The organism is Streptomyces rimosus subsp. rimosus (assembly GCF_000720725.1).
GTDB lineage: Bacteria > Actinomycetota > Actinomycetes > Streptomycetales > Streptomycetaceae > Streptomyces > Streptomyces rimosus_A.
In genome coordinates this window covers 1-12856 of record NZ_JOCQ01000162.1, presented here as the reverse complement: position 1 = coordinate 12856, position 12856 = coordinate 1, and the positions used below count along the sequence as shown (strand labels likewise).

13 protein-coding genes and 1 tRNA gene are annotated in these 12856 nt (G+C 70.7%); 6 read left to right on the top strand and 8 right to left on the bottom strand.

All coding sequences use genetic code 11. The features are described 5' to 3' along the window. Nucleotides 1–26 precede the first annotated feature (26 nt). Nucleotides 27–1319: a sensor histidine kinase gene (locus tag IH45_RS0140780; RefSeq protein ID WP_032919380.1), complete on the bottom strand. Its 1293-nt coding sequence runs from the start codon at nt 1317–1319 to the stop codon at nt 27–29. After that, nucleotides 1319–1831: a hypothetical protein gene (locus IH45_RS0140775; RefSeq protein WP_030681487.1), complete on the bottom strand. Its 513-nt coding sequence runs from the start codon at nt 1829–1831 to the stop codon at nt 1319–1321. Before IH45_RS0140775 ends, IH45_RS0140780 begins: the two co-directional genes overlap by 1 nt. A gap of 490 nt (nt 1832–2321) precedes the next feature. On the opposite strand from IH45_RS0140775, the gene IH45_RS0140770 reads away from it, so the two are divergent. The 4 genes from IH45_RS0140770 to IH45_RS0140755 all read left to right on the top strand — a co-directional run bounded on the left by IH45_RS0140770 (nt 2322) and on the right by IH45_RS0140755 (nt 5610). Continuing rightward, nucleotides 2322–3860 carry an MFS transporter gene (locus tag IH45_RS0140770; protein WP_030681484.1) on the top strand — a complete coding sequence of 513 codons (1539 nt, stop codon included), beginning with the start codon at nt 2322–2324 and terminating at the stop codon, nt 3858–3860. A 160-nt stretch (nt 3861–4020) separates the two neighbouring features. Next, nucleotides 4021–4659: an HNH endonuclease gene (locus IH45_RS0140765; RefSeq protein WP_030681481.1), complete on the top strand. Its 639-nt coding sequence runs from the start codon at nt 4021–4023 to the stop codon at nt 4657–4659. After that, nucleotides 4656–5528 carry an HNH endonuclease signature motif containing protein gene (locus IH45_RS0140760; protein ID WP_050515545.1) on the top strand — a complete coding sequence of 291 codons (873 nt, stop codon included), beginning with the start codon at nt 4656–4658 and terminating at the stop codon, nt 5526–5528. The genes IH45_RS0140765 and IH45_RS0140760 overlap by 4 nt, the downstream gene beginning before the upstream one ends. Before the next feature lie 7 nt (nt 5529–5535). Next, a tRNA-Leu gene (locus IH45_RS0140755) sits at nt 5536–5610 on the top strand. 108 nt (nt 5611–5718) lie between these two features. Here IH45_RS0140755 and rdgB read toward each other — a convergent pair. From rdgB to IH45_RS0140730, 5 genes are all read right to left on the bottom strand, one after another. After that, nucleotides 5719–6321, bottom strand: coding sequence for an RdgB/HAM1 family non-canonical purine NTP pyrophosphatase (rdgB, locus tag IH45_RS0140750; RefSeq protein WP_030681475.1), 603 nt, complete (start codon nt 6319–6321; stop codon nt 5719–5721). A 139-nt stretch (nt 6322–6460) separates the two neighbouring features. Continuing rightward, a complete protein-coding gene (locus tag IH45_RS0140745; RefSeq protein ID WP_030681472.1) occupies nt 6461–6871 on the bottom strand; it encodes a hypothetical protein in 411 nt (136 codons plus the stop codon). Between the two features lie 130 nt (nt 6872–7001). Then, nucleotides 7002–7163 carry an SCO1431 family membrane protein gene (locus tag IH45_RS1000000148375; protein WP_107058813.1) on the bottom strand — a complete coding sequence of 54 codons (162 nt, stop codon included), beginning with the start codon at nt 7161–7163 and terminating at the stop codon, nt 7002–7004. 186 nt (nt 7164–7349) lie between these two features. Further along, nucleotides 7350–8081 (bottom strand): ribonuclease PH, encoded by a 732-nt coding sequence (gene rph, locus IH45_RS0140735; protein ID WP_030681468.1) that lies wholly within the window; start codon nt 8079–8081, stop codon nt 7350–7352. Nucleotides 8082–8398: 317 nt separating this feature from the next. Then, the gene (locus IH45_RS0140730) at nt 8399–8632 is read right to left on the bottom strand and encodes a glucose PTS transporter subunit EIIB (RefSeq protein WP_003986022.1); all 234 of its coding nucleotides are present in this window, start codon (nt 8630–8632) and stop codon (nt 8399–8401) included. Nucleotides 8633–8858: 226 nt separating this feature from the next. Here IH45_RS0140730 and IH45_RS0140725 point away from each other — a divergent pair, with 226 nt between their 5' ends. Both IH45_RS0140725 and IH45_RS0140720 read left to right on the top strand, forming a co-directional pair. Beyond that, nucleotides 8859–10169 (top strand): PTS transporter subunit EIIC, encoded by a 1311-nt coding sequence (locus IH45_RS0140725; RefSeq protein ID WP_030681466.1) that lies wholly within the window; start codon nt 8859–8861, stop codon nt 10167–10169. Nucleotides 10170–10410: 241 nt separating this feature from the next. Continuing rightward, complete coding sequence (locus IH45_RS0140720) at nt 10411–11679, top strand: PTS transporter subunit EIIC (protein WP_030681463.1); 1269 nt, start codon at nt 10411–10413, stop codon at nt 11677–11679. A gap of 112 nt (nt 11680–11791) precedes the next feature. On the opposite strand, the gene IH45_RS0140715 is transcribed toward IH45_RS0140720, so the two are convergent. Further along, nucleotides 11792–12544, bottom strand: coding sequence for an MBL fold metallo-hydrolase (locus IH45_RS0140715; protein WP_030681460.1), 753 nt, complete (start codon nt 12542–12544; stop codon nt 11792–11794). Nucleotides 12545–12856 lie beyond the last annotated feature (312 nt).

The following is a 12856-nucleotide window of genomic DNA, read 5'->3' as shown; positions in this document are numbered from 1 at the left end:
CGCCCGGCCGCCGCCGGACCCCCGGCCTACGAGGCCGTCACCGCTCCCCGCTGCCCGACCGGATCGGCCGCGGCGTCCGCCCCGGCCGGCTCCGGCAGCTCCAGTACCGCTTCCGCGCCGCCGCCGTCGGCCGCGCCGAAGAGCAGCCGGCCGCCCAGCACCTCCGCCTGGCCGGCCGCGATCGTCAGCCCCAGGCCGTGGCCGGTACCGCGCTCGGGTGCCGCCGTACGGAACCGGCGCGGCCCCTCCGCGCACAGCTCCGGCGGGTAGCCCGGACCGTGGTCGCGTACGACGATCCGCGTGCCCTCGACCCGTACCTCCACCGGCGGGCGGCCGTGCTTGGCCGCGTTCGCCAGCAGGTTCACCAGCACCCGCTCCACCCGGCGCCGGTCGGTCTCCACCACCCGCGCCGGGCCCGCCACCACGATCGTGACGTCCGTGATGCCGCGCACCCGCTCCGCCCGGCCCACGATCCCGCGCACCAGCGACGGCAGGTCCACCGCGTCCAGCTGCGCCGACTCCACGCCCGCGTCCAGCCGGGAGACCTCCAGCAGATCCTCGACCAGGCTGCGCATGGTCTGCGCCCGGTCCCGTACCAGCTCGACGGCGCGCTCGTGCGGCAGCAGCTCCGCCGCCGCTACCAGCCCGGCCACCGGGGTGCGCAGCTCGTGCGCCACATCCGCGGTGAACTTGCGCTCCGCCTCCACCCGCGCCGCCAGCGACGTCGCCATGTGGTGCACCGAACGGCCCAGCTCGGCCACCTCGTCCCGGCCCGACGCCGCCAGCGCCTCGGCGTCCGGCGGCTCACCCGCCGCGATCCGGCGCGCCGCCGCGGCACTGTGCCGCAGCCGCCGGGACAGCCGCTGCGAGACGAACCACGACACGCCGGCCATCAGCACCACCGTGCCGATGCCCGCGATCACCAGCGCCCGGTCCAGCGCCTCCTGGGCCGGGTCGTTGTCCGGGAACGCCGCCGACACCGACAGCGTCCGCGGCTGCGCGCCGGTCCCGCCGCCCACGCCGGTGGCCGCCCACACCCGCGGGTCCTCGCCCTGGCTCCGGTACGTACCGGACTTGCCGTCGAAGACCGCGGCGCGCAGCGGGTCCGGCAGCGTCGCGTCGTCCAGCTGGGCGCCCAGCGCCAGCGTGCCGTCCCGCTCGTAGATCTGCAGCGCCGAACTGAGCCGGTCGTCCTGATAGGAGCGCGCCGAACGCTCCCGCTCCGCGTCCGCGATGTGGTGCACCGCGAACCCCAGCACCACCACCGCCAGCGCCGCCACACAGGAAATGGCCAGGGCGATCCGGCCTCGGATGCCCATCACGCGAGGTTGTACATCTCCGTCGAGTCACCGAGCGGCGTCGAGCCCTCGTACGTGACCTCCAGCCCCGTGAACGCCCGCGCGCCGTCCACCGTCTTCGCCCCGTACAGCCGGAACGTCGCCGGGAACCCGGCGTCCGTACCCGCCCCGGCGGCGGCCTTCTCGACCTGCACCACGCCCTTGCCCTCGGCCTCCGCGCCGCCGTACCGCTCCCAGACGATGCCGGTCGCCACCATGGCGGCGTCCGCGCATGTCAGCGTGATGACCTTCGGCTTGATCTCCGGCTCGCCGAAGCCGCAGTCGCGCACCCCCGGCAGCCCGCCGGACGCCTTCGCCGACGACTTCACGTCCCGCACCGCCGACGTCTTCGGCGCCGCGTCCACCGCCGACGCGCGGTCCGTCGCCTGGCTGAACCACACGCCGGCCGCCGCCAGGGCGGTGACCGCGACGAAGGTCGCCAGGGCGGTACGCCCGCGGAACCGGCGGGCGCCATCGCGGTCGCGGTCGGTCATGAACTTCTCCTTCCGGGGCAGCGGCCCCGTGCCGGCGCGGTACGGGCCGCCGCGGCCGAACGCGTCACGCGCGCGCGGTAACAAGGGACACATACGCGAGGTATCCGCAGAGCGAACGGTTCGGAGCATAAGGGCGGTTTCGATACCCGCAACTTTCCCCTCCCCGCCACACAGGCTGATTGCCCGGACGCTGCGGTGACCACTCGGCTTTGTACCAGTCCTGTAACAGCGGCCGTCGCACTCCTGGTGAGAACCAGCCCGAAACCGGGAGAAACCGCTGCTCCGGACGGCGCATGTCACGTGACGTACATCGCGTTGTGGGGTCAGAGTGGTTTGAGCCGCGCTCCAGTGCGCAGGCGCACCTGTCGTACGACCACCTTCGGGTGATCACGGCGACCGCCGACGGCCGAGCCGACCCAGAGGCCGCCCACGACAGTTGCGACCCCCTGCCGCGCATCGAGCGCGCTGACCGACCGAGAGGACTCGACTCGTGCCGACCGGCAGCACCGAAGCCGAACCCGCGACCGACCGGGACCCGGAGGCGTTCAAACGCCACAGAAACCTCTTCCGGGCCGTCGCCCGCCGCCGCAACCCCCGGCTGCGGCGCACCGACATCACGGTGACCGACGAGCGCGTCGTCAAACGCGCCGTGAAGGCCGCCGCGCTCGGAAACGCCATGGAATGGTTCGACTTCGGCATCTACAGCTACCTCGCGGTCACCATCGGCAAGGTGTTCTTCCCGGGCGGCAGCGACACGGTCAGCCTGCTGTCCTCGTTCGCCACCTTCGCCGTCGCCTTCCTCGTGCGTCCCATCGGCGGCGCGTTCTTCGGGCCGCTCGGCGACCGTATCGGCCGCAAGAAGGTCCTCGCGCTGACGATGATCATGATGGCCGCCGGCACCCTGTGCATCGGCCTGATCCCTTCCTACGCCACCATCGGCCTGTGGTCCCCGATACTGCTGATCGTCTTCCGCATGATCCAGGGCTTCTCCACCGGCGGTGAGTACGGCGGCGCCTCGACGTTCATCGCCGAGTACGCGCCCGACAAGAAGCGCGGCTTCTTCGGCAGCTTCCTGGAGATGGGCACCCTGGCCGGCTACACCGGCGCCGCCGGCCTGGTCCTGATCCTGAACACCACGCTCGGCGGCGAGACCATGCACGACTGGGGCTGGCGCATCCCGTTCCTGGTCGCCGGACCGCTCGGCCTGGTCGGTCTCTACCTGCGGATGAAGCTCGACGAGACCCCCGCCTTCCAGAAGCTGGAAGCCGCCCAGACCAACAACGGCGAAACCTCCGTCACCGAGACCGAGGCCGACTTCTCCCACCTCTCGGAGAACGCCCCCAAGAAGAAGCTCGGCGAGATCTTCGCCCAGCAGTGGCCCATGCTGATCCTGTGCATCGCCCTCGTCGGCGCGTACAACATCTGCCACTACATGCTGCTGTCCTACATGCCGACCTACCTGACCGACACCCTCCACTACGACGAGGCGCACGGTCTGCTGATCGTCATCGGCACCATGGTCGTCCTGATGTGCATCATCAGCTCCGTCGGCAAGCTCAACGACCGCTTCGGCCGCAAGCCCCTGCTCATGACCGGCATGCTGGGCTTCTTCCTCCTCTCCGTCCCCGCGTTCCTGCTGGTCAAGGCGGGCAGCCTGGCCGCGATCATCCCCGGCATGCTGATCCTGGGCCTCTGCCTGGTCTGCCTCCTGGGCACCATGTCCGCCGCCCTGCCCGCCCTCTTCCCCACCAGCGTCCGCTACGGATCCCTGTCCATCGGCTACAACCTCGCCGTCTCCCTCTTCGGCGGCACCACCCCCCTGGTCATCACCGCCCTCATGGACGCCGCCGGCGGCAACGACATGATCCCCGCCTACTACGCCATGGGCGCCGCCCTGATCGGCGCCATCGCCGTCGCCTGCATGAAGGAAACGGCCCAGCAGCCCCTGGAGGGCTCCCCACCGGCCGTGGCCACCAAGGAGGAGGCCGTGGAAATGGTCACGGCACAGTCCCCGGACCCCCGGTTCTGATACGCCTCCGCCGAGGTTTCGCACCGCGGCCTTCGCCCTTGACGGGCGGGGGCCGCGGGCATTTTTTTGGGCTGGGTGGCGTAACTGGGTGGAGTGGGGGTCGTTAAAGCATTCGAGGGCGCTACTCACGCCCGAAATGCGTTATCGGGGGAACGGGGCCATGGGTACGAAATACACGCGCGAACTGCTCGTCGAGGCCGCGCTCGCTTCCACGTCGTACGACGAAGCAGCACGCCACTGCGGGAGCGCTCCGACGCGGAGCGTCCGGTGTTACATCAGCCGCAGGATGGCCGAAGAGGGCATCGACACCTCCCACTTCACGTCCGGGGCCGTCCGCCATTCCGAAACCGCGCTCCGTGAGGCGGTGTCCCTGTCCCACAGCACCGCCGAGGTCGTACGTCGGCTCGGCATCCATCCCGTAGGCGGCAACCAGGCCCACATCGCCCGCCGGATCGCCGAACTGGGCCTGGACACGACGCATTTCACATCCACACGCCCAAGACGTCCGCAACGCCCGATCGCCGACCGGCTGGTCCTGGGGTTGCCGTCCGAGGGGCGGCTGCCCGGCGACCGGCTGCGCAGGGCTCTGCTGCTGCGGGGAGTAGGGGAACGATGCGCGATGTGCGGCACGGGCCCGGTGTGGAACGGGCAGCCCCTGCACCTGGAGGTCGATCACCGCAACGGCGACTGGTGGGACAACCGCCCGGCCAACCTGCGCCTCCTGTGTCCCAACTGCCACGCCGTCACTGACACCTACCGCGGCCGCAAACGTAGCGGGCCCCGAAGGCACCTGCCGTGACGGCCAGCCGGCGGTACACCCGCGATGTGCTCGCCCGTACGGCCGCGGTGTCCACCGGCCCGGTGGACATGCTCAGCCGCCTGGGCACGCCCCCGGGCACCGGCGCTCTCCGTTACCTGCGCCGCCGCTTGGCGCACTACGGCATCGACACCGCGCACTTCGTCGAGGAAGACCTGCCACGGCGACCACCGCAGACGTACACCAGGGAGCGCCTGGAGGAAGCCGCCGCACACGCGCGGAGCATCCGGGGCGTCCTGGAGTACCTGGGCGTCCCGCCGTACGACAGCGCCTACAGCCACATCCGCAAGAAGCTGACGCGCTTCGGTATCAGCACGGCGCATTTCACCGGGCGCGGCGCCCACGGGGAACTCTTGCCGCGCGACGAACTCACCACTGCCGTGGCCGGTGCGAAAAGCCGGGCCGCGACGCTCCGGCTGCTCGGCCGCCCCGTCACCACCACCTCCCGGCGGCTCCTCGGCCGGAGCATCACGGCCTACGGCCTGTCGACCGCGCACTTCACCGGGCAGGGCCACGCTCGCGGCCACCCCTCCCCGGCCCGCAGACCTGCCGACGACATCCTCCGGTGCCGCGCGCCGGGCTCCCGCCGGACGAAGACGTCCCTGCTGCGCCGTGCCTTGGACGACAAGGCGGTTCCACGACGGTGCGGCGCCTGCGGTCTCGGCGGCTCCTGGCAGGGCAGACGACTGGTCCTGGAGATCGACCACATCAACGGAAACCGGCTCGACGACCGCATCGGCAATCTGCGCTATCTGTGCCCTTCATGCCACAGCCAGACCTCCACATTCGGGCGGCGGACCGCCCGGACCCAAGATCCCCTGACGGCCGCGCGACCGGGCACAGTACAGTAGGCGCCGCGGGCCCGTACCCCAGCTGGCTAGAGGGCGCCGGTTTAGGTCCGGTGTGTCGTGGGTTCGAGTCCCACCGGGCCCACAACATATGAAGCGGCTGTCGCCTTCCGTGGAAGGCGACAGCCGCTTCATATGTTGTGGGCCACCGGGCGAGCTGACAGGCCTTCGTCGTACGGCAGGCTCTCGCCCCTCAGCCCAACAACTCCCGCACCACCGGCACCAGCCCCCGGAACGCCTTGCCGCGGTGGCTGATGGCGTTCTTCTCGTCGGCGGTGAGTTCGGCGCAGGTGCGGGTGTCGCCGAGGGGCTGGAGGATCGGGTCGTAGCCGAAGCCGCCGGTGCCGGCGGGGGTGTGGCGGAGGGTGCCTTCGAGGCGGCCCTCGACGACGCGTTCGGTGCCGTCGGGCAGGGCGAGCGCCGCGGCGCACGCGAAGTGCGCCGCGCGGTGGCCGTCGGCGATGTCGGAGAGCTGCGCGAGGAGCAGGTCGAGGTTGGCCTGGTCGTCGCCGTGCCGGCCCGACCAGCGGGCCGAGAAGATGCCGGGCGCGCCGCCGAGGACCTCGACGCACAGCCCGGAGTCGTCGGCGACGGCCGGGTGGCCGGTCGCCTGGGCGAGGGCGTGGGCCTTGAGGAGGGCGTTCTCGGCGAAGGTGACGCCGGTCTCCTTGACGTCGGGGACGTCCGGGTAAGCGTCGGCGCCGACCAGTTCGACGTCGAGGTCGGCGGCGGCGAGGATGGCGCGGAGTTCGGTGATTTTGCCGGCGTTGCGGGTGGCGAGGATCAGGCGCTTCATAGGCCCCGATTATCCAGGGGTGCAGGTCCTGGTGCTCATCCCGGCGTGCCGGGCCTGGTGCTCATCCCAGCGCCCAGGTCCCCGCGCCCATCCCGGCGTGCCGGTCCCCGCGCTCACCCCGGCGTACAGGTGTTGCTGCTCACCCCGGCGTGCACGTCTTGGTGAGCGAAGCGGCCGCGTCCTTCAGTCCGTTCAGGTCGGGGACCTTGCCGTCGCGTACCGCGTCGTCGGCCTTGTCCAGCGCCTTGGTCAGGTCGGCGAGCGCCTTCTGGACGTCCGGGTCGTCCGTGGACTTCTGGATCTTGCCGAGGTCCTTGTTCAGCCGGTCGACGGCGCGCTGGGCGTCCTGCGGGCTGTCGGCCGCGTTGCCCAGGTCCTGCCGGAGCGAGTCCAGGTCGTTGGCGAAGGTCGTGGCGATCTTGGCGCAGCCGACGGCCTTCTCGACCGTTCCGCAGGCGGTGAGCAGGGTTGCGGCCAGCCCGGCCGTGGCCAGTGCGACGGCGGTGGTCGTCGTGGTGCGGCGGATTGCGGTACGGCGGCGTACGGCCATGGAACGGTCCTCCCCTGGTGTGCCGAGCACGGGTGGTGCGTCGGTACCAGGGATAACGCCGCCGGGCGGGTTTTGGTTGACAGGGGCGCGGCAAGATCCGCGGGGGTGCGGACCGGCGGACGCCTCGGCGTCAGACCAGGCCGGTCTGGGTCAGCAGCATGGCCAGGACGACGACGAGCGTCCAGCCGACGATGTGCTCCAGCAGGTTGGAGTCGTCCTTGGGGCCGCCGGTGCGGGTCCGGGCCCCGGTGGCGGCGGTTGCCGTGGTGGCGGTGGCAGCGGAAGTGGTCATGCGTCCACGGTGCGCGGCCGGCCGCCGTATTCCTAGAGACGCAGATCCCACGAGGGAAAGGTCACAGGGCGGGCGCGGCAAGAGAGGCGGTGGGTGGGCGGTGGGCCGTACGACCGTGAGCGTGCACGGCCGTACGGCTCGCACGGCCCGTACGGCCCACCGCCCGTACAGCCCACCGCCCGTGCGTCACAGCGTGCGGGCGAGCGCCTCGCGCTGGGCGGCGTCCAGGTCGGCGCAGCCGGAGACGGCCAGGTCGAGGAGGGCGTTGAGCTCTTCGCGGGCGAAGGGCTCGGCCTCGGCGGTGCCCTGGACCTCGACGAAGCGGCCGTCGCCGGTGCAGACGACGTTCATGTCGGTCTCGGCGCGCACGTCCTCCTCGTAGCAGAGGTCGAGCATCGGTACGCCGCCGACGATGCCGACGCTGACGGCGGAGACGGTGCCGATGAGCGGCTGCCGGCCGGCCTTGATCGTCTTCTTGGCCTGGGCCCAGGTGATGGCGTCGGCCAGCGCGACGTATGCGCCGGTGATGGCGGCGGTGCGGGTGCCGCCGTCGGCCTGGAGGACGTCGCAGTCCAGGACGATGGTGTTCTCGCCGAGCGCCTTGAAGTCGATGACGGCGCGCAGCGAGCGGCCGATGAGGCGGGAGATCTCGTGCGTACGGCCGCCGATCTTGCCGCGGACGGACTCGCGGTCGCCGCGGGTGTTCGTGGAGCGCGGCAGCATCGCGTACTCGGCGGTGACCCAGCCCTCGCCGCTGCCCTTGCGCCAGCGCGGGACGCCCTCGGTCAGGGAGGCGGTGCAGAAGACCTTGGTGTCGCCGAAGGAGATCAGTACGGAGCCTTCGGCGTGCTTGCTCCAGCCGCGTTCCAGGGTGACGGGGCGGAGCTGGTCGGGGGTGCGGCCGTCGATACGAGACATGGCTCCGACCCTATCGGCTCCGCAGAGGGGGTGGTTCCGGTTCGGTCGGAGCCGCCCGCGGGCTGCTCGCCTCCGTACGGCCGCGTCACAGGTTACGTGTCTCGCGTTACGCGTCTCGCGATACGCGGTCTCGTGCTACGCGTCTCGTACTACCGGTCTCGCGCGGCGCGTCACCTGCCACACGTCACGCACCCCGCACCCCGCACCCCGCACCCCGCACCCCGCACCCCGCACCAAACGTACGTACATATGCCGAGGCCCCGGTCCGCGCCGTCACGGCGCGGACCGGGGGCCCCGGACGAGAGCGCTTCAGCGGCTCACATCATGTCTTCGATCTCGGCGGCGATCGGGTCCGCGTCGGTGCCGATGACGACCTGGATGGCGGTGCCCATCTTCACGACGCCGTGCGCGCCGGCGGCCTTCAGCGCGGCCTCGTCGACCAGCGAGGGGTCGGCGACCTCGGTGCGGAGGCGGGTGATGCAGCCCTCGACCTCTTCGATGTTGTCGAGTCCGCCGAGCCCGGCGACGATCTTCTCAGCCTTGCTGGCCATGTCCACTCCTGCTTGTCTCGGCCACCGGCGGCGGTGCCGCTCGGTGATCACACGGTAACGCACGTTCAGCCCAGTTACCCGGGCGCATGTCCGCCGTCTGGCGAAAGATGGCGACCACCCGGCAGCGCTTTCCGGGGGCCCGAAACGCACCACAAATGGTCTACACCACAAGTATGCGGCACGTACCGAGCCGGCCCGCTGCGGGCCGGGGGCCGAAAGGACGCGGATGAGCTCGAACGCGGCGGCGGCACCGAGGAAGAAGCGGTCGGCGGGCCTTTTCCAGGGTCTGCAGAAGATGGGGCGCAGTCTCCAGCTCCCCATCGCGGTCCTGCCCGCCGCGGGCATCCTCAACCGGCTCGGCCAGCCGGACGTCTTCGGCGCGGACGGTCTGGGCTGGCAGGACGTGGCGAAGGTGTTCGCGGGTGCGGGCGGCGCGCTGCTGGACTCCTCGCTCGGCCTGCCGCTGCTGTTCTGCGTCGGTGTGGCGATCGGTATGGCGAAGAAGGCGGACGGCTCGACGGCGCTGGCGGCGGTGGTGGGCTTCCTCGTCTACTACTCGGTGCTGCACCAGTTCCCGCAGGACTGCGCGGCGGGCTCCGCGTACGCCTCGGCCGGGCAGTGGAGCGGTGTCTGCGTGGACGGCGGCGGAAAGGCGACGCCGGCGAACTTCCAGAACCCGGGGGTTTTCGGCGGCATCGTGATGGGCTTCTTCGCCGCCTGGATCTGGCAGCGCTACCACCGCGTGAAGCTGGTGGACTGGCTGGGCTTCTTCAACGGGCGCCGGCTGGTGCCGATCGTCATGGCGTTCGTCGGGCTGGCCTTCGCCGCGCTGTGCCTGTGGGTCTGGCCGCCCATCGGTGACGCGCTGACCAGCTTCAGCAAGTGGCTGACGGATCTGGGCGCCGCCGGTTCGGGCATCTTCGGCGTTGCCAACCGGGCGCTGCTGGTGATCGGGATGCACCAGTTCCTGAATACGTTCATGTGGTTCCAGTTCGGCGATTTCACCAAACCGGACGGTACGTCGGTGCACGGTGACATCAACCGGTTCCTGGCGGGCGATCCGACGGCCGGGCAGTTCACCACCGGTTTCTTCCCGATCATGATGTTCGCGCTGCCGGCCGCGGCGCTGGCGATCACGCACTGCGCCAAGCCGCACCGCCGCAAGGAGATCGGCGGTCTGATGCTGTCGGTGGGCCTGACGTCCTTCGTCACCGGCGTGACCGAGCCGATCGAGTACTCGTTCCTGTTCATCGCGCCGGTGCTGTACGCGCTGCACGCCGTGCTGACGGGGGTCTCGATGGCGGTGAGCTGGGCATTGGGCGTCAAGGACGGTTTCAGTTTCTCGGCCGGCCTGATCGACTACGTGATCAACTGGGGACTGGCCACCAAACCATGGATGATCATTCCGATCGGGCTGTGCTTCGCGGTCGTCTATTACGTGCTCTTCCGCTTCGTGATCACCAAGTTCGACCTGCATACTCCGGGCCGGGAACCGGAAGAGGTCGAAGAGGAGCTGGAGCAGCAGAATCTGAAGTGAAACGGAGCGGCCGGAGGCCGGGTCCCGCCCGCGTACGGCCGGGTCCGGCCGGCCCGGTCCGGACGGCCCTCAAGTCGGCGGACCCGAGGGCCGCTTGGTCCGTGATCCAAACGTTGGGGAAGAACGGATTCCTTTATGTGTGGGCGACATGCTAAGAATGGTCTAAACCACTGAGTGGTGTAGACCAAGCCCGCGGGCCATCCCCCTTTCTCCGAGTGCCCGCCTCCCCAGGAGGAATCCGATGAGTTCGGCCACCGCTACGGCGGCTCCCGACAAGAAGCGCCGCGGCGCCGGCGCCATGGCCGTCGCCCAGCGCATCGGCCGCAGCCTCATGCTGCCGATCGCCGCGCTGCCCGCCGCGGCGCTCATGGTCCGGCTCGGCCAGGGCGACCTGCTCGGCAAGGAGTCGCTGCCCGCGTTCCTGAACAAGATCGCGGAGTTCCTGGCCGCCGGCGGCGGCGCGCTCCTGGACAACATGCCGCTGCTGTTCGCCGTCGGTATCGCCATCGGCTTCGCCAAGAAGGCGGACGGCTCGACCGGCCTGGCCGCCGTCGTCGGCTACCTGGTCTTCAGCAAGGTGCTGGCGACGTTCGGAGACGACAGCCTCCCGAAGATCGCCAAGGTCGTGGACGGGAAGATCGTCCAGGAGGCCGCGCCCGCCGACGCGAAGGTGCTCGGCGGCGTGGTGATGGGCATCGTGGTCGCCCTGCTCTACCAGCGCTACAGCCGCAAGAAGCTGCCGGACTGGCTCGGCTTCTTCGGCGGCCGCCGTCTGGTGCCGATCCTCTCGTCCTTCGCAGGCCTGGTCATCGGCGTCGTCTTCGGTTACATCTGGCCGGTCCTCGGCACCGGTCTGCACAACTTCGGTGAGTGGCTGGTCGGCTCCGGCGCGGTCGGCGCGGGCATCTTCGGCGTCGCCAACCGCGGTCTGATCGCCGTCGGCATGCACCACCTGCTGAACTCCTTCCCCTGGCTCCAGGCCGGTGACTTCGAGGGCAAGCACGGCGACATCGCCCGCTTCCTGCAGGGCGACCCGAGCGCCGGCCAGTTCATGACCGGCTTCTTCCCGATCATGATGTTCGCGCTGCCCGCCGCCTGCCTGGCGATCGTGCACTGCGCCCGCCCCGAGCGCCGCAAGGTCGTCGGCGGCATGATGTTCTCGCTCGCGCTCACCGCCTTCGTCACCGGTGTGACCGAGCCGATCGAGTTCACGTTCATGTTCATCGCCCCGGTGCTGTACGCGGTGCACGCCGTACTGACCGGTGTGTCGATGGCGCTGACCTGGGCGCTGGGCATGAAGGACGGCTTCGGCTTCTCGGCCGGCGCGATCGACTACGTACTGAACTTCAACATCGCGACCAATCCGCTGGGGCTGGCCCTGGTGGGCCTGTGCTTCGCCGCCCTGTACTACGCGATCTTCCGGTTCGCGATCATCAAGTTCAACCTCAAGACGCCCGGCCGCGAGACCGACGAGGAACTCGCCGAGCTGCAGAAGGCCGAGGGCAAGTAGGCCCCGGGCCGGCGCCCCGAACCACGGAAGGCCCCCGCGACCACGCCGGTCGCGGGGGCCTTCCGCATGCCGGTGGCCGACAGGCGCGTCCGCCCCGGCTCCCGGCCCCGGCTCAGATCTCGTAGACCGCCCCCGCCTTGGCGACCTCGACCGGGCCCTCGAAGACGTCCTGCGCGTCACGCAGGTTGATGCCCGGGTCGGTCCACGGCGGGATGTGGGTCAGGACCAGCCGTCCCGCGCGGGCGCGCGCGGCGTGCGCGCCCGCCTCGCGTCCGTTGAGGTGCAGGTCCGGGATGTCCTCCTTGCCGTGCGTGAAGGACGCCTCGCACAGGAAGAAGTCGGTGCCCTCGGCGAGGCCGTCCAGGGCGTCGCAGACCCCGGTGTCGCCGGAGTACGTCAGCGACTTGCCGTCGTGCTCGATACGGAAGCCGAACGCCTCGACGGGATGGCTGACCAGGTCGGCGCGGACGGTGAAGGGGCCGACGGTGAACGTGCCCGGGGTCAGCGTGCGGAAGTCGAAGACCTCGCTCATCGCCTGGTCGGTCGGCAGGTCCGCGTGCGCGGCGGTCAGCCGCCGCTCGGTGCCGGCCGGCCCGTACACGGGCATCGGCGCGCACCGGCCGCCGTCGGGCCGGTAGTAACGCACGACGAAGTAGCCGCACAGGTCGATGCAGTGATCGGCGTGCAGGTGCGACAGCAGGACGGCGTCGAGGTCGTAGAGACCGCAGTGGCGCTGCAGCTCGCCCAGGGCGCCGTTGCCCATGTCGATCAGCAGCCTGAAGCCGTCGGCCTCCAGGAGATAGCTCGAACAGGCCGATTCCGTGGAAGGGAACGACCCCGAGCAACCGACGACAGTGAGCTTCATGCGGGCGTGAACCTCCGTGGCTGGGGGCGGAGCGGCGGGTCCATGCGGGGCTACGGCGGGGGCGTGCACGGGTCCCCGCCGGCCTCGCCCGGCGGGCGGTCCATGCCGGGTCCGAGCGGTCATTGCGGTGCCCACGAGGGTAAGGCGCGAAAGGGCCGGTGGCTCCTCCGGCGGGGCGAGCTGTGGGCGGAATCACCAGTCCGGGTGGGTGTGTACAGGACCGGGTTCCCTTCCTGTGGTTCCCCGGTGCGGTACGCCTACACGGCGGCGCCGGACGCCCGGTACGGCTCCGCCGACGGCCGCGCCCGGGGG

Excerpts from the sequence above, each read along its gene's own strand:
- IH45_RS0140780 (WP_032919380.1), bottom strand. The coding sequence starts at position 1,319 with ATGGGCATCCGAGGCCGGATCGCCCTGGCCATTTCCTGTGTGGCGGCG.
- IH45_RS0140775 (WP_030681487.1), bottom strand. The coding sequence starts at position 1,831 with ATGACCGACCGCGACCGCGATGGCGCCCGCCGGTTCCGCGGGCGTACC.
- IH45_RS0140765 (WP_030681481.1), top strand. The coding sequence starts at position 4,021 with ATGGGTACGAAATACACGCGCGAACTGCTCGTCGAGGCCGCGCTCGCT.
- rdgB (WP_030681475.1), bottom strand. The coding sequence starts at position 6,321 with ATGAAGCGCCTGATCCTCGCCACCCGCAACGCCGGCAAAATCACCGAA.
- IH45_RS0140745 (WP_030681472.1), bottom strand. The coding sequence starts at position 6,871 with ATGGCCGTACGCCGCCGTACCGCAATCCGCCGCACCACGACGACCACC.
- IH45_RS1000000148375 (WP_107058813.1), bottom strand. The coding sequence starts at position 7,163 with ATGACCACTTCCGCTGCCACCGCCACCACGGCAACCGCCGCCACCGGG.
- rph (WP_030681468.1), bottom strand. The coding sequence starts at position 8,081 with ATGTCTCGTATCGACGGCCGCACCCCCGACCAGCTCCGCCCCGTCACC.
- IH45_RS0140730 (WP_003986022.1), bottom strand. The coding sequence starts at position 8,632 with ATGGCCAGCAAGGCTGAGAAGATCGTCGCCGGGCTCGGCGGACTCGAC.
- IH45_RS0140725 (WP_030681466.1), top strand. The coding sequence starts at position 8,859 with ATGAGCTCGAACGCGGCGGCGGCACCGAGGAAGAAGCGGTCGGCGGGC.
- IH45_RS0140720 (WP_030681463.1), top strand. The coding sequence starts at position 10,411 with ATGAGTTCGGCCACCGCTACGGCGGCTCCCGACAAGAAGCGCCGCGGC.
- IH45_RS0140715 (WP_030681460.1), bottom strand. The coding sequence starts at position 12,544 with ATGAAGCTCACTGTCGTCGGTTGCTCGGGGTCGTTCCCTTCCACGGAA.